Genomic DNA, 21,691 nt, shown 5'->3' with positions numbered 1-21,691 from the left:
GAGCGTAGAAGAGGAACTTCCATATGGCGAAGACAAGCGCAGTTGAAAAGAACAAGCGCCGCCGCAAGATCGTTGCAAGCCAGGCCGCCAAGCGTGCCGGTCTGAAGGCGATCATCATGAACCAGTCTCTTTCGATTGAAGAGCGGTTCAAGGCCACCCTGAAGCTGGCAGAATTGCCGCGCGATGGCTCCAAGACCCGTATTCGCAACCGTTGCGAAGTCACTGGTCGTCCGCGTGCGTTCTATCGCAAGCTTGGAATGTCGCGTATCGCGCTTCGCGAGCTTGGCAACACCGGCAAGGTGCCGGGCGTTGTGAAGTCGAGCTGGTAAGGAGACGGCAATATGACGATGACTGATCCGTTGGGCGATATGCTCACCCGTATCCGGAATGGCGCCGCTCGCCGCAAGAGCTCCGTCTCCACTCCGGCTTCCAATCTCCGTGCCCGCGTTCTCGACGTTCTGCAGGCCGAAGGTTACATCCGTGGCTACAGCCAGACCGATTACGGCAATGGCAAGTCCGAAATCACGATCGAACTGAAGTACTACGAAGGTTCTTCGGTCATTCGCGAGATCGGCCGCGTATCCAAGCCGGGCCGCCGAGTTTATGTCTCGGTTAAGTCCATCCCGCAGGTCGCGAACGGCCTCGGCATCACCATCCTTTCGACTCCGAAGGGTGTGATGGCCGATCACCAGGCTCGCGAACAGAACGTTGGTGGTGAGGTTCTCTGCTCTGTCTTCTAAGACAGCGCAGCGGATCTCCATAGCGAACAGACAGGATAAAAACTATGTCTCGTATCGGTAAGAAGCCCGTTCCGGTTCCGGCTGGTGTGACCGCCTCTGTCGAAGGCCAGAAGGTCTCCGTCAAGGGCCCGAAGGGTGAACTTTTCTTCGTCGCGAATGACGAAATCTCCGTGAAGCTCGAAGACAACGCCGTTGTCGTACAGCCGATCAACGACTCCAAGGATGCTCGCGCCAAGTGGGGCATGTCCCGCACCATGGTCGAAAACATCCTGAAGGGTGTGAAGGACGGTTACGAGCGCAAGCTCGAAATCAACGGCGTTGGTTACCGTGCGTCGCTTCAGGGCAAGAACCTGCAGCTCGCGCTCGGCTTCAGCCATGACGTCGTCTACGAGCCCCCGGTCGGCATTTCCATCGCTGTTCCGAAGCCGACCGAAATCATCGTGTCCGGCATCAACAAGCAGCAGGTCGGCCAGGTTGCCGCCGAGATCCGCGAATACCGCGGTCCGGAGCCCTACAAGGGCAAGGGCGTCAAGTATGCCGAAGAGCGGATCGTCCGCAAAGAAGGCAAGAAGAAGTAAGGATCGCGCGAAATGGCAAGCAGAAAAGAAGCACTTGTTCGCCGTGCGAACCGCGTACGGCGTCAGATCAAGGCGGTGGCAAACGGCCGTCCGCGTCTGTCGGTACATCGCTCTTCGAAGAACATCTACGCTCAGATCATCGACGACGTCGCTGGCAAGACCCTCGCGGCTGCTTCGACCCTCGATGGTGGCCTGAAGGCCGAGCTCAAGACCGGCGCCGACATCGCAGCAGCTGCTGCCGTTGGCAAACTGGTCGCCGAGCGGGCCAGCAAGGCCGGCGTGAAGGAAGTGGTCTTCGACCGTGGCGCCTTCATCTATCACGGCCGCATCAAGGCTCTCGCCGAAGCGGCTCGTGAAGGTGGCCTGACCTTCTGATCAGAAATTTCCACCCGGACTTGTGTCCGGGTGGATTTCCGGCTTTAAGCCGGTCACACCGGATTCCACCTTGACCCCACAGGGCAGGGTGGAACTTTGCGTAATCTGCCGATTGCACCCGGAAAAGAAAAAGGAAAAGGACAATGGCACAAGAAAAGCGTGGTTCGCGCGATGATCGCCAGAACCGTGAAGAGCGCGATAGCGAATTTGTCGACAAGCTGGTCGCCATCAACCGCGTCGCCAAGGTAGTTAAGGGCGGCCGTCGCTTCGGCTTCGCAGCCCTCGTCGTCGTTGGCGACCAGAAGGGCCGCGTTGGCTTCGGCCATGGCAAGGCACGTGAAGTGCCGGAAGCCATCCGCAAGGCAACCGAAGCCGCCAAGCGCGAACTGATCTTCGTTCCCCTGCGTGACGGCCGTACCCTGCACCACGACGTCAACGGTCGTCATGGCGCCGGCAAGGTTCTGCTGCGTGCCGCCAAGGCTGGTACCGGCATCATCGCCGGTGGTCCGATGCGCGCCGTTTTCGAAACGCTCGGCATGTCGGACGTCGTCGCCAAGTCGACCGGTTCGTCGAACCCTTACAACATGGTTCGTGCAACGTTTGACGCCCTGAAGGCTCAGGTGCACCCGAAGGATGTGGCAGCTCAGCGTGGTCTCAAGTATGCCACGCTCCAGGCTCGCCGCGCTGCCTCCGGCAACGCAGCTGAAGAATAAGAGGAGTCTGATCCATGGCCAAGGCTACGAAGAAGACTGAAGCAAAGACGATCACGGTCGAACAGATCGGTTCGCCTATTCGCCGTCCGGCTGTCCAGCGCGCAACGCTGGTTGGTTTGGGCCTCAACAAGATGCACCGGGTCCGCACCCTGGAAGATACGCCTTCCGTTCGTGGCATGATCCGTGCTGTCCAGCATCTCGTTCGCGTCGTCGACGAGAAGTGAGACGGGGGAAGTCATCATGAAACTGAATGAAATCAAAGACAACGAAGGCTCTTCCAAGGAACGTATCCGCGTCGGTCGCGGTATCGGTTCCGGCAAGGGCAAGACCGGTGGTCGCGGCGTTAAGGGTCAGAAGGCTCGTTCCGGCGTCGCCATCAACGGCTTCGAAGGCGGTCAGATGCCGATCTACCGTCGCCTGCCGAAGCGCGGCTTCAACAACATCTTCGCCTCAGAATACGTGACCGTATCGCTCGGCCGTATCCAGACCGCGATTGATGCCGGCAAGCTCGACGCAAAGGCAACGGTTGATGCTGCATCGCTCAAGGCAGCAGGCGTCATCCGTCGCACCAAGGACGGCGTTCGCGTCCTGTCCGGTGGTGAGCTGAAGGCAAAGGTTTCGATCGAAGTCGCCGGCGCCTCCAAGGCCGCCGTCGAGAAGATCGAAAAGGCCGGCGCTTCCATCAAGCTGCTCGAAGCAGCCAAGGAAGCCGCTGAATAAGTGAAAGACAATCGCCCGGGGTGCTTCACACCGGGCGATTTTGCTCCCATATGTGAGCCTCACGATCCCAGGACGGAATGGACGTTGTTTCGTCTTCCGGGTCATCTGGAAAGCAATGGTGTGAGGCATGCGGTTGCTCTGCAACTTCTCCCGCCCCCTGTTTTCTGAAAAGCAGTTTGAATGAAGAGCCTCCGGTTCTGGCGCGACGCCGCCACCGGTCTGGGTTTGCGGAGAATTCTATGGCTTCTGCAGCGGAACAACTGGCCTCGAACCTCAACTTCTCGACTTTCGCCAAGGCGGAAGATCTGAAGAAGCGTCTGTGGTTCACTCTGGCCGCATTGCTGGTCTATCGCCTCGGCACGCATATTCCGCTGCCTGGCCTCAATCCGGAGGCCTATGCCGCCGCCTTCCAGGGGCAGTCGGGTGGCATCCTCGGACTTTTCAACATGTTTGCCGGTGGCGCCGTCGAGCGCATGGCGATCTTCGCGCTGGGCATCATGCCCTATATTTCCGCGTCGATCATCGTGCAGCTGATGACCTCGGTCGTTCCGACCCTCGAAAACCTCAAGAAAGAGGGCGAGCAGGGTCGCAAGATCATCAACCAGTACACACGCTACGGCACAGTGCTGCTGGGTGCGCTCCAGGCCTACGGCATCGCGGTCGGCCTCGAATCGGGGCAGGGCATCGTTGCCGATCCGGGCTGGTTCTTCCGGATCTCGACGGTTCTGACCCTGCTCGGCGGAACCATGTTCCTGATGTGGCTCGGTGAGCAGATCACCTCGCGCGGCATCGGCAACGGTATTTCGCTGATCATCTTCGCCGGCATCGCCGCTGGCCTGCCGACGGCCGTCGCGCACACCCTCGAGCTCGGTCGCACCGGCGCGCTCTCGACCCTGCTGATTCTCGCCGTCATCGTGGTCGCGATCGGCGTCATCGCCCTCATCGTTTTCGTCGAGCGTGCGCAGCGTCGCCTTCTGATCCAGTATCCGAAGCGCCAGGTTGGCAACCGCATGTTCCAGGGCGACACCTCGCACCTACCGCTGAAGCTCAACACGGCAGGCGTCATTCCGGCGATCTTCGCCTCGTCGCTGCTGCTTCTGCCGGCAACGGCTGCAGGTTTCGCTGGTAACAGCCAGCTTCCGGGCTGGGCGACGACCGTCATTGCAGCGCTGCAGCATGGCCATCCGGTCTACATGATGCTCTACGCGGCCCTGATCGCCTTCTTCGCCTTCTTCTACACGGCCATCGTCTTCAACCCGAAGGATACGGCCGACAATCTGAAGAAGCATGGCGGCTTCATCCCGGGCATTCGCCCCGGTGACCGCACCGCGGAATATATCGACTACGTCCTGACCCGCATCACCGTGGTCGGCGCCGTCTACCTCGTCTTCGTCTGCGTCCTGCCTGAAATCCTCATCGCACGCACCGGGATCCCATTAGCCCTTGGTGGTACTTCGCTTTTGATTGTTGTCAGCGTGACCCTTGATACTGTAGCACAGGTTCAGGGACATCTGATCGCCCAGCAATATGAAGGGCTGATCAAGAAGTCGAAGTTGCGTGGAGGAAAGAGGGGACGATGAGACTGATTCTGTTAGGACCGCCGGGCGCGGGTAAGGGGACCCAGGCCCAGCGGATCGTGGAGAAGCACGGTATTCCGCAGCTCTCCACCGGTGACATGCTTCGTGCAGCCGTTTCGGCCGGCACGGAGGTCGGCAAGCGCGCCAAGGCTGTCATGGACGCCGGCAAGCTCGTTTCTGATGATATCGTCATCGCCATCGTCTCCGAGCGCATCGATGCGCCCGACTGTGCCAATGGCTTCATCCTCGATGGTTTCCCGCGGACCCTGGTCCAGGCGGATGCCACCGAGGCGATGCTTGCAGGCAAGAAGCTCGACCTGTCGGCGGTGGTCGAGATCCGCGTCGATGACGAGATCCTGGCCGACCGAATCGCCGGTCGTTACACCTGCGCCAACTGTGGCGCCGGCTATCACGACGAGAACCTGAAGCCGAAGGCCGAAGGTGTCTGCGACAAGTGCGGTTCGACTCACTTCAAGCGTCGTCCCGATGACAACCGGGATACGGTCCGCACCCGCCTGCAGGCCTACTACAAGGAAACCTCGCCGCTGATCGGCTATTACCACGCCAAGGGTAAGCTGCATTCCGTCGACGGCATGGGTGAGATCGATGCCGTAACCGGCGAGATCGAAGCCATTCTCGCCAGGCTCTGAAGCCGGCGAAATCCAAGAATCTTCGCGGGGTCGGTTGCTTTTGTCGATCGATTCCGTTAAAGACCGCGCCAACTCGCGAGATGACTGCGATCGGCGCGTTCTTCCAAAACGCTGGGAGACCGGGTTCGATCGTTTTGGTTTGTCGTGAACCCGATTTGTAATTGCGGTCCATCTGGGCCGTGTAACGAGACACCACTTGCCGGATGGCAACTGGAAGCAAGGAGAATAGGCGTGGCACGTATCGCTGGCGTCAACATCCCGACTGCGAAGCGCGTTGTTATCGCGCTGACCTATATTCACGGGATTGGACCGAAGTTCGCATCGGAAATCATGGAAAAGGTCGGTCTTCCGGCCGAGAAGCGCGTTCACCAGCTGACCGACGCTGAAGTGCTCCAGATCCGCGAAACCATCGACCGCGATTACCAGGTCGAAGGTGACCTGCGTCGTGATACCGCGATGAACATTAAGCGCTTGATGGACCTCGGCTGCTACCGTGGCCTGCGCCATCGTCGTGGTCTGCCGGTTCGCGGTCAGCGCACGCACACCAACGCCCGCACCCGCAAGGGTCCGGCGAAGGCGATCGCTGGTAAGAAGAAGTAATTTTTCGCGGCATTCGGAATATGGGCAGTGGGCGTCAGGGTAACCTGGTGCCCACTGCCTTCATCCTGTTGCCTCGATTGGTGTAGCCGCTGGAACTACGGCGGTGCTTAGATCAACTGAAAGGAAGACCATGGCCAAGGAAGCCACACGCGTCCGCCGTCGCGAACGCAAGAATATCTCGTCGGGCGTTGCCCACGTCAACTCGACCTTCAACAACACGATGATCACCATCACCGACGCACAGGGCAATGCCATTGCCTGGTCGTCTGCTGGTGCCAAGGGCTTCAAGGGTTCGCGCAAGTCGACCCCGTTCGCTGCCCAGATCGCTGCTGAAGACTGCGCCAAGAAGGCCCAGGAACACGGCATGAAGTCCCTCGAAGTGGAAGTCTGCGGTCCGGGTTCGGGTCGTGAATCCGCTCTGCGCGCCCTCCAGGCTGCCGGCTTCATGATCACGTCGATCCGCGACGTGACGCCGATCCCGCACAATGGCTGCCGTCCGCGCAAGAAGCGTCGCGTCTAATCATTCTTCGTTTTGCCGGCCAGGCGTTTGCGCGCCTTGCCGGTGCTTCTCATATTCGGCCGTCACGATTGAATGGTGATGGCGAACGGAAGGTAAAATCATGATTCAGAAGAATTGGCAGGAACTGATCAAGCCGAACAAGGTGGAATTTTCCTCCTCCGGCCGCACCAAGGTGAACCTGGTCGCCGAGCCGCTCGAGCGTGGCTTCGGTCTGACGCTCGGTAACGCCCTGCGTCGCGTTCTCCTGTCGTCGCTTCGTGGTGCAGCCGTCACGGCTGTCCAGATCGACGGCGTTCTGCACGAGTTCTCGTCTATCCCGGGCGTTCGCGAAGATGTCACCGACATCGTCCTGAACATCAAGGAAATCGCCATCAAGATGGACGGCGACGATGCCAAGCGCATGGTTGTCCGCAAGCAGGGTCCGGGCGTTGTAACCGCCGGTGACATCCAGACGGTCGGCGACATTGAGATCCTGAACCCCAACCATGTTATCTGCACCCTCGATGAAGGTGCCGAGATCCGCATGGAGTTCACGGTCAACAACGGCAAGGGTTACGTCCCGGCCGAGCGCAACCGCGCGGAAGATGCACCGATCGGTCTCATCCCGGTCGACAGCCTCTACTCGCCGGTCAAGAAGGTGTCCTACAAGGTGGAAAACACCCGCGAAGGACAGGTTCTCGACTACGACAAGCTGCTGATGACCATCGAAACCGATGGCTCGGTCACGGGTGAAGACGCAGTCGCTTTCGCGGCCCGCATTCTCCAGGACCAGCTCGGCGTCTTCGTCAACTTCGACGAACCGCAGAAGGAAGTCGAAGAAGAGTCGGTCACCGAACTCGCCTTCAACCCGGCTCTGCTCAAGAAGGTCGACGAACTCGAATTGTCTGTCCGCTCGGCAAACTGCCTGAAGAACGACAACATCGTGTATATCGGCGATCTGATCCAGAAGACCGAAGCAGAAATGCTGCGCACGCCGAACTTTGGTCGCAAGTCGCTGAACGAAATCAAGGAAGTTCTCGCTTCCATGGGCCTGCACCTCGGTATGGAAGTACCGGCATGGCCGCCCGAGAACATCGAAGATCTCGCGAAGCGTTACGAAGACCAGTATTAATAACAGTGAAGGCAGCCTCTAAGCCTGCCTTTCCCCGTCAAACTGCGGGCGAATGCCCGTATGTGTCAGGAAACGGCAGCCTCTGAGACAGAGCCTGCACTCAAAGGAGAATAGCAATGCGCCACCAGAAAGCCGGCCGCAAGCTGAACCGTACCGCCAGCCACCGTAAGGCGATGTTCGCCAACATGGCGGCTTCGCTCATCCTGCATGAGCAGATCGTGACCACCCTGCCGAAGGCGAAGGAAATTCGCCCGATCGTCGAAAAGCTCGTCACCCTCGGCAAGCGCGGCGACCTGCATGCTCGCCGTCAGGCGATCTCGCAGATCCGCGACGTTTCCGTCGTTGCCAAGCTGTTCGACGCCATCGCGACGCGTTACGCCACCCGCAACGGCGGCTACCTGCGCATCATGAAGGCCGGTTTCCGCCAGGGCGACAACGCCGCCATGGCCGTCATCGAGTTCGTCGAGCGCGACGTTGATGCCAAGGGCGCAGCCGACAAGGCCCGCGTCGCCGCTGAAGCCGAAGCTGAAGCAGCGTAAGTTTCCTGCCCGCAAGGGTAGGATGATAAAAAGCCGGGTGAGCGATCACCCGGCTTTTTGGTATTGTAGCGCTTGAATGGCAGGTCGGGTTTAGGGCTCCCGTTCGCACGCCTCCGCCCGCGCCATCAGAAATGCCCGCTCGGTCTCGTTGCCGCTCAATCCAGCCGCCAGCTCGAACGCCACCTGCGCCTCCGCCAGCAGACCCAACCGCATCAGGAAATCACCCTTCGCAGCATGGAGCGGCGGATAGTCCGCCAGTTGCGGTTCACCCTCTATGTCCGCCAACAGCGTCAGCCCCAGGTCTGGTCCAAATGCCATGGCATGCGCCACGGCGCGGTTGAGGGCAACAACAGGCGAGGGGACCCGCTCCAGCAGCCGATCATAATGCGCAGCGCTCAGCGCCCAGTCTGTGTCCTCGAACCGTGCCGCCCGCGCATGCACCGCTGCCAGCGCCGCCTGCAGCGCATAGACCCCGTCGTCGCCACCGAGACGCTTCGCCGCCGCCATGCCTTCCAGCCCTCTCTGGATCAGCAAGCGGTCCCAGAGCCCCCGGTTCTGTGTCTCCAGCGTCAACGCGCTGCCATCAGGCGCTACCCGCGCCTTGAAGCGCGAGGCTTGCAGCTCCATCAGGGCTAAGAGCCCATGCGCCTCCGGTTCAAGCGGCGCGAGGCCCACCAAAATTCGACCGAGCCGCATCGCCTCCTGGCAAAGCTGCACTCGGATCAGCTCCTCGCCGCGGCTTGCGGCATAACCTTCGTTGAAGATGATGTAGATGACCTCCAGCACCGAGGCGAGGCGGGCGTCGCGCTCTTGCCCCATCGGGACCTCGAAGGTGATATCGGCATCCCGCAGGATCTTCTTCGCCCTGACGATCCGCTGCGCGACCGTGGTCTCCTGGGTGAGGAAGGCGCGTGCGATCTCTTCCGTCGTCAGTCCGCCGATGACCTTCAGGGTCAGCGCCGTGCGCTGGTCGCGCGAGAGCAGGGGATGGCAGGCGGTGAAGATCAGCGACAGCCGCTCATCACCGATCTCGTCGTCGAGCGTCGCCTCGACGGCCTCATGCTCGTCCGCGCGGCCGGTCTCGATGTCATGGGCAAGCGACGCTTCGTGCCGCGCCATCATCCGACGCCGGCGCCACAGATCGACGCCGCGCCGCTTGGCGGTCGTCATCAGCCACGCACCGGGATTGGGCGGCGTGCCGGTTCGAGGCCAGGTCGCAAGCGCTGAAATCAGCGCCTCCTGCGCCAGGTCCTCGGCGAGACCCAGATCGCCCACATGCCTCGCGAGCCCGGCAGTGAGCCGGACCCGCTCCATGCGATAGATTGCCTCGATGTCCCGAGCCGCTGCCTCCGCGCCGTCGCCATGCCGGCGGGAGGAGGGGGCTACCGCCTGTCCGTCCCGTGTCATGAAGCGGAGTATGGACGCGTTCCCCGGCTGGTCAACCTCGGAGGAAAGGAGCTCAGGCGTCGACACCGGTCGTATCGCCGGCGGCAGCCGCCGGATCCATCCAGAAGATCTCCCAGACATGCCCGTCCGGGTCTTCCACCGACCGGCTCCACATGAAGCCGTGATCCTGCGGCGGGTTCGGATCGGCCCGCCCACCGGCGGCGGTGGCCGCACCCAGCACGCGGTCGACATCCGCATGTGCCTCCACCGTCAGCGCGAGCAGCACCTGGCTCGTCGCCTTGGCATCTGCAATCGGCCGGCTGGTGAAGGTGCGGTAGAAGTCATGCGTCAGGATCATCACGCCGATCGTGTCGCAGAGCATCATGCAGGCCGCGTTCTCGTTGGAGAATTGCGGGTTCTTCGTCGCCCCCAGCGCCTCGTAGAAGCGGGTCGAGGCATCGAGATCGGTGACCGGCAGGTTGATGAAGATTATCTTGCTCATAATGCCTCAGCCCTTCGTCTTCTGCTGGGCGGCGAGACCTTCGGCCGCGCGATCATGGCTCGCCTGGCCCTCGGGCGTCGCGATCTCGGCGAAATCCTCCATCTCATAGAAGGGCCGGATCTCGATTTCGCTCGGTCCCAGCATCGGGTTCGGGCAACGCTTCACCCATGCGACGGCCTCGTCCATGTCCTTCACCTCCCAGATCCAGTAGCCGGCCACCAGCTCCCGGGTCTCGGCAAAGGGTCCGTCGATCACCCGGCGGTCCGGCCCGTCGAAGGCGACGCGTTTGCCCATCTTCGACGGCTTCAACCCGTCGCCGGACATCATGATGCCTGCCTGCACCAGTTCCTCGTTGAACTTGCCCATGTCCTCGAACAGCTTCGCCGGCGGCATGATGCCTTCTTCGCTGTCTTCCGTCGCCTTCACCATCACCATGACACGCATGTCTTCACTCCTCTCGTTGTCAGGATCCCTTTTGGCGATCCTGTTCTCCCAACGAACGAGCTAAACCGATTTCGACACGCCATGCGAAAAAAATCTTTCGCAATCTGCCTTGCTCACTTCGGAATGTGGATCGTCGCCCGGATATGCTTGAGCGAGGCGACGATGGTGAAGGTCATCATCACGAGCAGCGTCCACGAGCTCCACTTGCCCAGATGTACCGTCGACCAGGCGCCGAGCTGGTTCGGATAATGCCAGATGGCGAAGAAGGTGGAGATGTTCTCCGCCACCCAGATGAAGAAGCCGATCAGGATGAAGGCGAGCAGCATCGGCATCTGCCGATCCCGGTCGAAGGGCCGGAAGGTGACGGTCGTGCGGGCATAGAGCCCGATCGCGAGTGCCGCCAGGTACCAGCGATAATCGCCGATATAGTGGTGGGTGAAGAAGTTGAGATAGATCGCGAGTGCCACGCCGATGGCCATCCAGTAGGGCGGGTGATGGCGGATGCGCACATCGAGGAGCCGCCAGGCCTGGATGATGTAGCTGCCGACGGCCGCATACATGAAGCCGGAAAACAAAGGTACGCCGAGCACCTTGGAATAGGCGAAATCAGGATAGGACCAGGACTGGATGGCCCCCGATGTCTTGAACACTTCGAGCGCAAAACCGACGACGTGGAAGAGGCAGATCGCCTTCAGCTCGTCCATCGTCTCGAGCTTGGTCCAGACCATCCAGATCTGGATGGCAAGCGCAATGATCAGCAGTACGTCATAACGCGGAATGCCGAAGAGGCCCGCGCGTGGCACGACGAAGATCGAGACGAAGAACAGTCCGGCAAACAGGCAGGCCCGCGCCTCCTTGATCCCGAAAAGCAGAAATTCGACGACAAAGCGACGAAAGCCGGTGAGCTCGGGATATGGTGTCTGGTCGATTAGCCTGCGGTCGAGTGCGCTCAGGAGGCCGTTTCGTCCATCTGCCACCAGTGTCATCGCCGACCGCCTTCGCTGTTGCATTCCATTGCAACCTCACTACTAAGCGGCCATGGACGAAATCAAGGCATCGACGTCACTTCGTATCCGACGGCTGGGGATAGCTGTCGGTATCATTGCCTGTGGCCTTGCGCTCCGGCTCGGCGGCTACGACATCGGTCTGCCGTATCTGCTGGTAAAGTATGGCGGCTCGGCGCTCTGGGGCGCCATGGTCTTCTTCGTGCTCGCCACGCTCCTGCCGAGGCAGCCGCTTGCCCGACTGGCGCTCATCGCCATCGTCGTTGCAGCCCTCACCGAATTCAGCCGCCTCTACCATACGCCTTGGCTGGATGCCTTCCGCCTGACGCTGGCAGGCGCTCTTCTGCTAGGCCGTATCTTCTCCTGGTGGAACATCGCGGCCTATACCCTGGGGATCGTGCTGGCCGCGCTGGTCGAAGCGCGGCTTTTCGCCCGCTCCAGCCGGTCGCCCGACTAGCGGGCCGCGCCCGCCATCCGCTTCGCCCGCCGCCGTTCCATGATCTTCGGCCGCACGAGCCGGTAACCGAGCAGCAGGATCGTCACGACGATATAGAAGGCGGCCTCCGGATCGATCACCTTCAGCGACAGTGCATAATGCAGGATCGCCACCAGGAGCACAGGATAGACCAGCTTGTGGAGCTTGTTCCAGCGCTGCCCCAACCTGCGGATCGACCACTGGTTCGAAGTCAGTGCCAGCGGGATCAGCATCAGAAGCCCCGCCATGCCGAGCATGATATAGGGCCGCTTCAGGATGTCGCCGGCGATCGACGACAGGATCAGACCCCGGTCCAGCGTCAGATAGACGGTGAAATGGGCGAGCACATAATAGAAGGCGAGAAGACCGAGTGCGCGCCGGTAGGCAATTAGATTAATGCCGAAGAGATCCCTGAGCGGTGTCACCACGAGCCCCAGGCAGAGAAATCTCAGCGCCCAGAGCCCGAGCAGATGTTCGAAGGCGCGCACGGGGTCCGCACCCAGCCCCCCGAAGATCCCGAGATAGAAGGCATAGAGGCCCGGCAACAGCCCGACCGCATAGAGCGCCCAGACGGAGGCCGGGCGATAGCGGGCGGGTAGTGCGGGCAGGGCGGGCATTGCGAGCGATGCCATCAGAAGAACGTCTTGAGGTCCATGCCGTCATAGAGGCTTGCCACCTCGTCGGCATAACCGTTGAACGGCAGCGTATCGATGCGGGCCCCGCCGAACAGTCCATCTGCTTCGCCGATCCGCCGCTCGGTCGCCTGGCTCCAGCGCGGATGGTCGACCTCGGGATTGACGTTGGCATAGAACCCATATTCCGAGGGCTGCAACTTGTTCCAGGTCGACGGTGGCTCCTGCTCGGTGAGCGTGATCTTGACGATCGACTTGATGCCCTTGAAGCCGTACTTCCACGGCACGACGAGCCGGATCGGCGCGCCGTTCTGGTTCGGCAGCGTCTCGCCATAGAGCCCGGTTGCGAGGATCGCCAGCGGATGGCGCGCTTCGTCCAGCCGCAAGCCTTCGACATAGGGCCATTCCAGCGCCTGGAAGAGCCCCGCCTGTCCCTGCATTTCCTCGGGCCGGACCAGCGTTTCGAAGGCGACATATTTCGCCGAGCCGAGCGGCTCGGCCCTGTCGAGAATGGCGGAGATCGGGAAGCCGATCCACGGGATCACCATCGACCAGGCTTCGACGCAGCGCATCCGGTAGACGCGCTCCTCCATCGTGATTTCCTTCAGGATCGTCTCGATGTCGATCACTTGCGGCTTGGCGACCATCCCGCCGACCTCGATCGTCCAAGGGCGGGTGTTGAGCGATCCCGCATTGCGCGCCGGATCATCCTTGCCCGTGCCGAACTCGTAGAAATTGTTGTAGGTCGTCACGTCTTCCTTGGAGGTCAGCTTTTCGTCGAGCTTGTAGATGCTCGGCTTCGCTGCGAGCGGCGCCGCCAGCGCCTGAGAGCCGAGCCCCACGGCCGCGAGGCCGCCGGCCGCAGCCCCGATGAATTCGCGCCGCCTCATGTAGAGCGACTTCGGTGTGATCTCTGAACTGGCAATTCTCGGCGGCTGGTAGTGGGGCATGGTAGACCTCGTCAGGCTCTCTGTGTCTCTCTAGATAGGAGACGCAAGGATAGAGACCAGAGTTTCACGCTGCCGAAAAGACGGTGACCGGGAACAATTTCGTGTAGCTTGTGTGCGGTGCCGCCCTGTAAGAATTTACCGGTTGCTGCGACGGCCTTCAGCCGCACCAGTCGAGTTTCTGGCCTTCCCAGCGATGGGCGAGCCCGCGCGCGACCAGTGCGTCGCCCACCGAGCGACCGTCCTGCAGCACCACCCGCAGCTTTCGGCCATACTGGTCCACGTCGCGCCGCTCTCGTCGCTCCATGGTCAGCCCGCCGGAATTGAGACTGTCGAGCAGTGCCACTTGCGCTTCGAGGCCCAGTCGCCGCTCTGTCTCGCATTCCGGTCGCCCGATCTCGGGCGTGTTGATGTCGGATATCCGGTATTTTACCGCCCGATACCAGAAGGTGTCGCCATCGACGACGCAATTGACCCGCTGCGCGCCGGCGCAGGTTGTGAAGCGCCCCTCGATCGGCTCCGGGCGAGGGGCGACCGCCCCGGTGATGCCGTAGTCGATCAACTTGTTGCTCGCCGGCACAACCAGGTAGGAATAGGGAAGCTTTTCGAAATGAATGACGGCAAGTGCCGCGAACCCCGCCGCCATCAGCGCGCGCCTGAAACGGTAGAGCGCGGCAAACGGGTTCCAGCGCGGTGGAGGCTCGGGATTGAGCTTCTGGCGGGCATCTTTCAACAGAATCACGCGGGCAGGTTTGCGGGTCATCATGACGCCTCCTTCCGCTGTAAATTCTAATAAACACACCTTGCCACGGCCTTAAGCCGATCACTCAAATGCGATTGAAAACGGTGCCCGACGGTCTCCCGAGCGTACCGAAATGCCTTCGGATGCTAGTGACAGGCAGGGATGCATGGCTTAGACCAGTTCCAAAATGGCCGCCTTGCCCTGGCGCCGAGGGTGCAGGCATGGCGGCGAACAGCTACCGAGGTGACACCCATGCCCGTCTATCGTTCGAGAACCACCACCCATGGCCGCAACATGGCCGGTGCCCGCGGCCTCTGGCGCGCGACCGGCATGAAGGACGGCGATTTCGGCAAGCCGATCATCGCGGTCGTCAACTCGTTTACCCAGTTCGTGCCCGGCCATGTCCACCTGAAGGATCTCGGCCAGCTCGTCGCCCGTGAAATCGAAGCGGCCGGCGGTGTCGCCAAGGAGTTCAACACCATCGCGGTCGACGACGGCATCGCCATGGGCCATGACGGCATGCTCTATTCGCTGCCCTCGCGCGAGATCATCTCCGACTCGGTCGAATACATGGTCAACGCCCACTGCGCCGACGCCATGGTCTGCATCTCCAACTGCGACAAGATCACGCCCGGCATGCTCTCGGCTGCCATGCGCCTCAACATCCCCGCCGTCTTCGTCTCCGGTGGCCCGATGGAAGCCGGAAAGGCGATCCTGCAGGGCCGCAAGGTCGCCCTCGACCTCGTCGACGCCATGGTCGCTGCTGCCGATGACAAGATTTCCGACGCCGATGTCGACGAAATCGAGAAGGCTGCCTGTCCGACCTGCGGCTCCTGCTCCGGCATGTTCACCGCCAATTCGATGAACTGCCTGACCGAAGCGCTCGGCCTCTCGCTGCCCGGCAACGGCTCGACGCTCGCCACCCATTCCGACCGCAAGCGCCTCTTCGTCGAGGCCGGCCACCTGATCGTCGACATCACCCGCCGCTACTACGAGCAGGACGACGAAAGCGTGTTGCCGCGCAACGTCGCCTCCAAGGCAGCCTTTGAAAACGCCATGGCCCTCGACATCGCCATGGGCGGCTCGACCAATACAGTCCTGCACATCTTGGCGGCGGCCCATGAAGGCGGCATCGATTTCACCATGGACGACATCGACCGGCTGTCGCGCAAGGTGCCTTGCCTGTCCAAGGTCGCGCCTGCCAAGCAGGACGTGCACATGGCAGACGTTCACCGCGCGGGCGGCATCATGCGCATCCTCGGCGAACTCGACCGTGGCGGCCTGATCAACCGGGATTGCCCAACCGTGCATGCCGAAACGCTTGGCCACGCCATCGACCGCTGGGACATCACCCGCACCAATTCCGAAACCGTGCGTGACTTCTTCAAGGCCGCCCCCGGCGGTGTCCGCACCACCCAGGCCTTCTCGCAGTCCTCGCGCTGGGAAGACCTCGATACGGACGGCGAAACGGGCGTCATCCGCTCGGTCGAGCATCCCTTCTCCAAGGATGGTGGTCTGGCCGTCCTCAAGGGCAATATCGCGCTCGACGGCTGCATCGTGAAAACCGCTGGCGTCGATGAATCGATCCTGAAATTCTCCGGCCCGGCCCGCGTCTTCGAAAGCCAGGACGCTTCGGTCAAGGCGATCCTCTCAAACGAGGTCAAGGCTGGCGACGTCGTCGTCATCCGCTATGAAGGCCCGAAGGGCGGCCCAGGCATGCAGGAAATGCTCTACCCGACGAGCTATCTGAAGTCGAAGGGCCTCGGCAAGGTCTGCGCGCTGATCACCGACGGCCGCTTCTCCGGCGGCACCTCCGGCCTCTCGATCGGCCATGCCTCGCCGGAAGCCGCCCAGGGCGGCGCCATCGGTCTCGTCCGCGAGGGCGACATGATCGACATCGACATTCCCAACCGCACGATCAACCTCGTCGTCGATCCGGCCGAACTGGAACGCCGCCGCGCCGAGCAGGATGCCAAGGGCTGGTTCCCCGCCGAAAAGCGCAAGCGCAACGTCACGACGGCTCTCAAGGCCTACGCCGCCTTCGCCTCGTCTGCCGACAAGGGCGCGGTACGTCAGTTGCCTGAATAACGGTTCTGCACCCGGCAACCCGTCGGCCTGACCGACGGGTTGCTCGTTAACCACCTCTTAACGTCAAGCTTTCGAAAATCCGCTTGATTGGATATATCGCCTGGATACCCGGGAGATGGTTCATGACAACGAGCGGCATAAAACCCACCAGCGAGAGATTGGCATTTCTCGACGGCTGGCGGGGGCTCGCCATTATTGCCGTGATGATCGGCCACTTCTTCCCGGTGCCGGGCATGGAGTTTGGCTCATTTGGAGTCGAGCTCTTCTTTGTCCTGTCCGGCAGGCTGATGGCCGAGATCCTCTTCGTTCGCAGGTTGGATGCCGTCGAGTTCCTCAGGCGCCGCTTTTCGCGCATCTATCCGGCTCTGCTGGTCTTCGTCTCCTGCGTCAGCATCCCGGCCTTGCTGAGCGTGGAACTGATGCACACACGCGAGCCGCTGGCACAACTGCCCGACATAGTCGCGGCACTCACCTTCACCGCAAGCTATCTCGAGTTTTTCTTTTCCCGCGGCCTGATGTTCGCCCATACCTGGTCGCTCTCAGTCGAGGAACACAGCTATCTCATCCTTCTGATGCTCGCCTGGTTCACCCGCCGCAATGCGCGGCTGGCGATGTATTGCATGATGGGTGCAGCGATCCTGTGCGTGGCAAACGGGGTGATTTCCAGCGAGCATTTCGGTCAGCGCGAAGAGCTGGCCTATTGGCGCACGGATGTCCGCATCGCCTCCATCCTGATCTCCGCCTCGATCTATCTCGCAATTCGCGAGTTTGACCTCAAGCGCTTCATGCATCCCGCACTCACGCTGCTTGCCGTACCATGTGCCTTGATGATGTTTGCCGAACAGGCTCCGGGATATGTGAAATACGGCGTGGCGACGCTCTTGCTGGCTTGGAGCGTCAATACGCTCGACATTGCCCCGAAAATGGTTAGGGAGGCGCTGTCCTTCCGGCCGCTCGTTTGGGTCGGCCTCATCAGCTATTCCCTCTATCTTTGGCAGCAGCCATTTTATGTCGCGGCCGGCCGTTTCCGGGAAATGGGTTTGATCTATGTCGTCGTGCTTGTCATGGCTGCCTTGTGCTGCGCCATCGGCAGTTACCTGTTGATTGAAGGTCCTGCGCGCAGGTTCATCAATGGCATCGATCTCCGTCGGCGTCGCCTCAGACAACCAGCCGTGGGAACCGTCGAACGGTTCGGTCAGGAGCCTGCAAGCCGCTGACCGATGGTTGCTTCGGCAGCACGTCCGTCTCCGCCGGCCAGCCGCTAACCCAAATTCCTTGTTTTCAGGAGCCGCCATGACCGTCCCCTTCAGCCTCGTCGGCATCGATCATGTCGTCTTTATCGTCGACGATATGGAAAAGGCGCTCCGTTTCTATCACGACGTCCTCGGCTGCCGCCCCGGCTATACCTATCCGGCGCTCGGCATGGAGCAGGTCTGGTGCGGCAGCGCCCTGATCGTACTTTGGGACATCACCCATCCCGGCGGCCAGAAGGCTGCCCCGCCCGTCGCCGGCGGCCGCAATGTCGACCATGTCTGCATCGCAACCGGCCCCTTCGACCATGACGAACTGCGGGCCCATCTCGCCCGCCACGGTGTGGCGATCGATCGCGAAGCCCTGCATGGCGGCGCCCGCGGCATGGGCCATTCCTTCTACGTGAAGGACCCCTTCGGAAACACGATCGAGATCAAGGGCCCGGCGGAATATCCGGATGGTCGGGCCTGAGTCCTGCCTCAATCCCGATAAGACGGGTCTTCCTTGTCCAGGCACGACTTCAAATAGGCAAAATGCTTTTCCGCCATGCCGCGATAGGGAATCCAGCCATCCGACGTACCCTGCGCGATCTCGTCCGACAACACCGCCAGTGGCTGTCCCGTCGACAGCGCCAGCACCATCGTCTGCGCCGCCTTCTCGAAGAAGTAGAGGTCCTCGAAGGCATCCGCCACCGTCTCGCCGGCAACCGACACACCGTGATTGCCCATGACCAGCACCGCCTTGCCCCGGATCATCTCGACAAGCCGCTCACCCTCTTCCGCCGCATCGGCAATCCCGCCGAAATCGAGGTCGTAGCCGATCCGCCCGAAAAACCGCGCCGTGTTGTTGTCGAGCGGCAGAAGCGTCGGATCCTTGAGGCAGGATAGCGCCACCGCATAGGGCGAATGGCAATGCAGGATGACGCGCGCCTCCGGCAGCATCCGGTGCAGCGTGCCATGCACGGTCCAGGCCGACGGATCTGGCGCGTTCTCACCGTTCATCACATCGGGATCATCGGCGTCGAGCAGCAAAAGGTCGCTGGCCTTGATCGTGGCAAAATGCTGCCAGCGCGGATTGAGCAGGAATTTCCGTCCATTGGCGGAGACCGCAGCACTAAAATGATTGCCGACCGACTCGCTCCAGCCGAAGCGATGGCAGAGCCTAAACGCCGCCGCGAGATCCTCACGCAGCGTGGTCAGCGACGCCTCGTCGAGCATGTCGTTGACAGCAGGAGAAATATTCATGCCTTGAACCGTCCTTCCGTCGTCAGCGCGCGATAGGTCGAGCGCATCTCCTCGCGATCGGCATAACAGCCGCGCAGATAGCGGTCACCGCTGGTCGCCGAATAGGCCATGCGGCCATGCACGATCCGGTGGTTGTCGAACACCATGCAGTCGCCGGCCTTCATCAGGAAGCGCATCATGAACTTGTCATCCTGCAACATCTTCCCGAAGCGGCAGAAGGCCGGATAATAATCGTCGAGCACGGTTTGCGGCAGGTCGAACAGATCCGCCATGTGCTGGCTGATCGTCAGGCCAGAGACCTCGCCATGTTTGTCGAGTTCGATCACCCGCTGCCGCGAGCGCATGTCATAGGTGTCGTGCTCGCAGAAGAACGGAATGTCGATTTCCGACAGCAGCTTGAATCCATCAGGATCGATCTCTCTGTAAGCATTGGCCACCGCCACGCCGTCCGAATAGATGCTCATCCCGCCCTCGACGCTATTGGCCCGGCAATGCAGGAACTGGATGCCCGGCGCATGCTCCTCCGCCGGCGTGTCGGTATGCAGCTCCAGCGCCTTCGCTGTATAGGCAGTGTTCGTCGGGTTGATATGCGTCTTCACGTCGAAATAGTCGCCGAAGAAGGTCGGCCGCACATGGCCCATCAGCTTCACTGTCTCGGTCAGCCCCTGATCGCTGTCGGGCATGTCGGTGACGATCGTCAGCCCCTCGACGATCATCGCCTCCAGCCATTCCGCAACCTTCTGTGGGTCACGCATCAGCTCCGGCTGCGAGAAGCGCGGGATATCAGCGTAATGATCGCTGAACCACGCCTTGCGCGGCAGGTCGGCGGGATCCGGCCGATGTTTGCCGTCAGTGTAAAGTTCAAGCAGCGAGAGCGGATAGCGCGACACATGGTTTTCGCCCGCCCAGCGGATGACAAGCGTCCCGTCCTCGATCTCGGCACTATCGGCACGGGGTGCTGCCGATAGATGAAAGATATCGAAACTGCGCTCACGCGTCGTGCTGTCGAAGGAGCTGGGGCAATTGTCGCGCAGCCAGTAGTAATTGAAGTAGGCTTGTTTGCCCTCGGAAAGCGGCAGGTGGAGCCCCTTGTCGGCAAGCGTCACGGCCCCGGTCGCAACATGCATGTTCATTGCGGATTTCCTTAAGTCTTGGCGGCGAAAATGATGATCTGATTTGACGATCATCATCCGACTTTGCGGGTGAAGCCAGAGCGATTATGCTTATGCTGAGTTAAGCTGGAGGTTAAGTTGAGCCGTCTTCCGCCCCTGCGTCTTCTGACCACCTTCGAAGCCGTCGCCCGGCTCGGCTCGATGCGCGAGGCAGCAAGCGCCCTGAACGTCACGCAGCCCGCCGTCACGCAGGCGCTGAAGGCGCTGGAGGACCATGTCGGCGCCGTCCTGATCGACCGCTCGACGCGGCCCGCAAGGCTCACCGAGCCCGGCCAGCAACTTGCCCGCGCCACCCGCGACGGCCTCGACCTGATCGCCGACACGATCGAGGAAATCCGCACCAGCACCGGCCTCGAAGATCAGCGCTTGACCGTCGCCTGCACCATGGGCCTCGCCACCCACTGGCTGATGCCGCGCCTCAGCGATTTCTACGCCCGCCATCCCGGTTATGTCGTCAATGTCCAGGTCCCACCCACCGACCTGCCGCAGATGTGGCCCGGCACCGATCTCGTCCTGCGCTACGGCCGCGGCACCTGGACCGACGGCACGACGCTGCGCCTCTTCGATGAGACCGTCTGCCCCGTCGGTCGCCCGGCTTTGGTCGAAAGCCTGCTGGCAAAAGGCGAGGGGCTGAACGCCGCCCCGCTCATCCATGTCCGCACCGTCGAGGGCCGTCACTGGGAAGGCTGGACCGATTATCTTGCGAGACGCGAGCTGCCCAAGCCGCGCGGGCCATCCCACATCTTCGACAACTACGTCCAGGCTGTTCAAGCGGCCCTCGACGGTCGTGGCCTGATGCTCGGCTGGCGCTCGATCACCGACACCCTCGTCGCCGACGGCAGCCTGAGGTCCTGGCCCGACGGGGCGCTGGACCTCGGCACCGCCTATTTCGCCACGGTCTCGCCAGCGGCGGCGAAACGTCCGGCCGTGAAGGCTTTCGTGGCCTGGCTGGGGGAGGGAGCAGAGAACGCCCCATGACAGGGCGGAGAAAATAGGAAATTAGGCAAATAGGAAATTAGCGGATTTTTGGCGCCACGATGAGGGCTGCGTGTCCCGAAAACTGTCGAGCGCCGTCACCCTCTGCCACCAATCTCCGAGGTTGCGGTGTTCCGCAAACATCTCGCGAAGCTCCGGCACCTCCACGGCATAGTCGATCATCGGCGCCAGATAGAGATCCGCCAGCGTCAGCCTGTCTCCACACATCCATCGGTGGTCGGAAAGCAGACCGGCGAGCACGGTGAGCGAGATCAGGGCGACGCCGCGTGCACTCTCCACGCGATCCTCATCCAGGGCTTCCCCACGCTTCGGCTTTTCGATGCATTCCACATAGAGCCCCCAGACCAGGTGCGGATAAACATAGCCGTCCGCAATGCTGATGATCTGGTTCATCCGCGCCCGCGACTTTGCATCGGCGGGCTGAAGCGCCGGCCCGTCGAAAGCCTCGTCGACATAGCGGGTAATGGCGCCGGTCTCATAGAGATGGAAATCACCGTGTTCGAAGGCCGGGATCTTGCCGAAGGGATGCCGCGCCAGGTGAGAGTCGCGCATTCCGCCTTCGGCAAAGATGTCGACCGGCACCAGGTCATGCGCCACGCCTTTTTCCAGCAGAGCAAGGCGGGCGATGCGGACGTAAACACTGTAATCGGCGCCGTAGAGCTGAGGCCGGTCTGTGATTGTAGGC

At 61.6% G+C, this 21,691-nt stretch carries 28 protein-coding genes; 18 read left to right on the top strand and 10 right to left on the bottom strand.

The annotated features are described in order from the left end of the window. Positions 1-23: 23 nt before the first annotated feature. The 13 genes from rpsN to rplQ all read left to right on the top strand — a co-directional run bounded on the left by rpsN (position 24) and on the right by rplQ (position 8,123). Entirely contained in the window at positions 24-329 is a 306-nt protein-coding gene (gene rpsN, locus E9677_RS12985) for a 30S ribosomal protein S14 (RefSeq protein WP_112247648.1), read from the top strand. 12 nt (positions 330-341) lie between these two features. After that, on the top strand, positions 342-740 hold the full coding sequence (gene rpsH / locus E9677_RS12980) for a 30S ribosomal protein S8 (protein WP_136558512.1): 399 nt from the start codon (positions 342-344) through the stop codon (positions 738-740). A gap of 44 nt (positions 741-784) precedes the next feature. Then, the gene (rplF, locus tag E9677_RS12975; protein ID WP_136558511.1) at positions 785-1,318 is read left to right on the top strand and encodes a 50S ribosomal protein L6; all 534 of its coding nucleotides are present in this window, start codon (positions 785-787) and stop codon (positions 1,316-1,318) included. Positions 1,319-1,330: 12 nt separating this feature from the next. Continuing rightward, positions 1,331-1,693 (top strand): 50S ribosomal protein L18, encoded by a 363-nt coding sequence (gene rplR / locus E9677_RS12970; protein ID WP_112247652.1) that lies wholly within the window; start codon positions 1,331-1,333, stop codon positions 1,691-1,693. Positions 1,694-1,836: 143 nt separating this feature from the next. Continuing rightward, positions 1,837-2,406, top strand: coding sequence for a 30S ribosomal protein S5 (rpsE, locus tag E9677_RS12965; protein WP_136558510.1), 570 nt, complete (start codon positions 1,837-1,839; stop codon positions 2,404-2,406). Positions 2,407-2,420: 14 nt separating this feature from the next. Further along, positions 2,421-2,630 (top strand): 50S ribosomal protein L30, encoded by a 210-nt coding sequence (gene rpmD, locus E9677_RS12960; protein WP_006728669.1) that lies wholly within the window; start codon positions 2,421-2,423, stop codon positions 2,628-2,630. A 16-nt stretch (positions 2,631-2,646) separates the two neighbouring features. After that, the gene (gene rplO / locus E9677_RS12955; RefSeq protein WP_136558509.1) at positions 2,647-3,126 is read left to right on the top strand and encodes a 50S ribosomal protein L15; all 480 of its coding nucleotides are present in this window, start codon (positions 2,647-2,649) and stop codon (positions 3,124-3,126) included. Positions 3,127-3,365: 239 nt separating this feature from the next. Next, positions 3,366-4,706, top strand: coding sequence for a preprotein translocase subunit SecY (secY, locus tag E9677_RS12950; RefSeq protein WP_136558508.1), 1,341 nt, complete (start codon positions 3,366-3,368; stop codon positions 4,704-4,706). Next, positions 4,703-5,353: an adenylate kinase gene (locus tag E9677_RS12945; RefSeq protein WP_136558507.1), complete on the top strand. Its 651-nt coding sequence runs from the start codon at positions 4,703-4,705 to the stop codon at positions 5,351-5,353. The genes secY and E9677_RS12945 overlap by 4 nt, the downstream gene beginning before the upstream one ends. 231 nt (positions 5,354-5,584) lie before the next feature. Continuing rightward, positions 5,585-5,953: a 30S ribosomal protein S13 gene (gene rpsM, locus E9677_RS12940; protein ID WP_006728664.1), complete on the top strand. Its 369-nt coding sequence runs from the start codon at positions 5,585-5,587 to the stop codon at positions 5,951-5,953. 130 nt (positions 5,954-6,083) lie between these two features. Further along, positions 6,084-6,473, top strand: a complete 390-nt coding sequence (gene rpsK, locus E9677_RS12935; protein ID WP_015915761.1) for a 30S ribosomal protein S11 — start codon at positions 6,084-6,086, stop codon at positions 6,471-6,473. A gap of 100 nt (positions 6,474-6,573) precedes the next feature. Continuing rightward, a complete protein-coding gene (locus E9677_RS12930; protein WP_112247662.1) occupies positions 6,574-7,584 on the top strand; it encodes a DNA-directed RNA polymerase subunit alpha in 1,011 nt (336 codons plus the stop codon). A 116-nt stretch (positions 7,585-7,700) separates the two neighbouring features. Continuing rightward, positions 7,701-8,123, top strand: a complete 423-nt coding sequence (gene rplQ, locus E9677_RS12925) for a 50S ribosomal protein L17 (protein WP_062282936.1) — start codon at positions 7,701-7,703, stop codon at positions 8,121-8,123. 90 nt (positions 8,124-8,213) lie between these two features. Here rplQ and E9677_RS12920 read toward each other — a convergent pair whose 3' ends face one another. The 4 genes from E9677_RS12920 to E9677_RS12905 form a co-directional block, all read right to left on the bottom strand. Next, the gene (locus E9677_RS12920; protein WP_136559056.1) at positions 8,214-9,530 is read right to left on the bottom strand and encodes an RNA polymerase sigma factor; all 1,317 of its coding nucleotides are present in this window, start codon (positions 9,528-9,530) and stop codon (positions 8,214-8,216) included. A 52-nt stretch (positions 9,531-9,582) separates the two neighbouring features. Next, on the bottom strand, positions 9,583-10,011 hold the full coding sequence (locus tag E9677_RS12915; RefSeq protein ID WP_136558506.1) for a VOC family protein: 429 nt from the start codon (positions 10,009-10,011) through the stop codon (positions 9,583-9,585). A 6-nt stretch (positions 10,012-10,017) separates the two neighbouring features. After that, the gene (locus tag E9677_RS12910) at positions 10,018-10,455 is read right to left on the bottom strand and encodes a YciI family protein (protein ID WP_136558505.1); all 438 of its coding nucleotides are present in this window, start codon (positions 10,453-10,455) and stop codon (positions 10,018-10,020) included. A 113-nt stretch (positions 10,456-10,568) separates the two neighbouring features. Then, positions 10,569-11,441: a DUF817 domain-containing protein gene (locus E9677_RS12905; protein ID WP_136558504.1), complete on the bottom strand. Its 873-nt coding sequence runs from the start codon at positions 11,439-11,441 to the stop codon at positions 10,569-10,571. A gap of 52 nt (positions 11,442-11,493) precedes the next feature. On the opposite strand from E9677_RS12905, the gene E9677_RS12900 reads away from it, so the two are divergent. Next, positions 11,494-11,916: a ribosomal maturation YjgA family protein gene (locus E9677_RS12900; protein ID WP_136558503.1), complete on the top strand. Its 423-nt coding sequence runs from the start codon at positions 11,494-11,496 to the stop codon at positions 11,914-11,916. Here the strand turns inward: E9677_RS12900 and msrQ are convergent. The 3 genes from msrQ to E9677_RS12885 form a co-directional block, all read right to left on the bottom strand. Continuing rightward, entirely contained in the window at positions 11,913-12,566 is a 654-nt protein-coding gene (gene msrQ / locus E9677_RS12895) for a protein-methionine-sulfoxide reductase heme-binding subunit MsrQ (protein WP_136558502.1), read from the bottom strand. The two genes, E9677_RS12900 and msrQ, sit on opposite strands and share 4 nt — an antisense overlap. After that, positions 12,566-13,516, bottom strand: coding sequence for a protein-methionine-sulfoxide reductase catalytic subunit MsrP (gene msrP, locus E9677_RS12890; protein ID WP_136558501.1), 951 nt, complete (start codon positions 13,514-13,516; stop codon positions 12,566-12,568). Before msrP ends, msrQ begins: the two co-directional genes overlap by 1 nt. A 157-nt stretch (positions 13,517-13,673) precedes the next feature. Then, positions 13,674-14,279, bottom strand: a complete 606-nt coding sequence (locus E9677_RS12885) for a thermonuclease family protein (RefSeq protein WP_136558500.1) — start codon at positions 14,277-14,279, stop codon at positions 13,674-13,676. Positions 14,280-14,507: 228 nt separating this feature from the next. Here E9677_RS12885 and ilvD point away from each other — a divergent pair, with 228 nt between their 5' ends. The 3 genes from ilvD to E9677_RS12870 all read left to right on the top strand — a co-directional run bounded on the left by ilvD (position 14,508) and on the right by E9677_RS12870 (position 18,065). Continuing rightward, on the top strand, positions 14,508-16,343 hold the full coding sequence (ilvD, locus tag E9677_RS12880) for a dihydroxy-acid dehydratase (protein WP_136558499.1): 1,836 nt from the start codon (positions 14,508-14,510) through the stop codon (positions 16,341-16,343). Positions 16,344-16,465: 122 nt separating this feature from the next. After that, entirely contained in the window at positions 16,466-17,560 is a 1,095-nt protein-coding gene (locus E9677_RS12875) for an acyltransferase family protein (RefSeq protein ID WP_136558498.1), read from the top strand. A gap of 76 nt (positions 17,561-17,636) precedes the next feature. Beyond that, positions 17,637-18,065 carry a VOC family protein gene (locus tag E9677_RS12870; RefSeq protein ID WP_136558497.1) on the top strand — a complete coding sequence of 143 codons (429 nt, stop codon included), beginning with the start codon at positions 17,637-17,639 and terminating at the stop codon, positions 18,063-18,065. An 8-nt stretch (positions 18,066-18,073) separates the two neighbouring features. On the opposite strand, the gene E9677_RS12865 is transcribed toward E9677_RS12870, so the two are convergent. After that, positions 18,074-18,838: a class II aldolase/adducin family protein gene (locus tag E9677_RS12865; RefSeq protein WP_136558496.1), complete on the bottom strand. Its 765-nt coding sequence runs from the start codon at positions 18,836-18,838 to the stop codon at positions 18,074-18,076. Beyond that, positions 18,835-19,971, bottom strand: coding sequence for a TauD/TfdA family dioxygenase (locus E9677_RS12860; RefSeq protein WP_136558495.1), 1,137 nt, complete (start codon positions 19,969-19,971; stop codon positions 18,835-18,837). The genes E9677_RS12865 and E9677_RS12860 overlap by 4 nt, the downstream gene beginning before the upstream one ends. Before the next feature lie 117 nt (positions 19,972-20,088). On the opposite strand from E9677_RS12860, the gene E9677_RS12855 reads away from it, so the two are divergent. Beyond that, on the top strand, positions 20,089-20,988 hold the full coding sequence (locus E9677_RS12855) for a LysR substrate-binding domain-containing protein (protein WP_136558494.1): 900 nt from the start codon (positions 20,089-20,091) through the stop codon (positions 20,986-20,988). 21 nt (positions 20,989-21,009) lie between these two features. Here E9677_RS12855 and E9677_RS12850 read toward each other — a convergent pair whose 3' ends face one another. Beyond that, positions 21,010-21,684 (bottom strand): glutathione S-transferase family protein, encoded by a 675-nt coding sequence (locus tag E9677_RS12850; RefSeq protein WP_136559055.1) that lies wholly within the window; start codon positions 21,682-21,684, stop codon positions 21,010-21,012. Between the last annotated feature and the right edge of the window lie 7 nt (positions 21,685-21,691).

Source organism: Peteryoungia rhizophila (assembly GCF_004912145.1).
Lineage (GTDB): Bacteria > Pseudomonadota > Alphaproteobacteria > Rhizobiales > Rhizobiaceae > Allorhizobium > Allorhizobium rhizophilum.
Note: the sequence above shows the minus strand (reverse complement) of the source record. Positions and strands in the feature narration are given on the sequence as shown.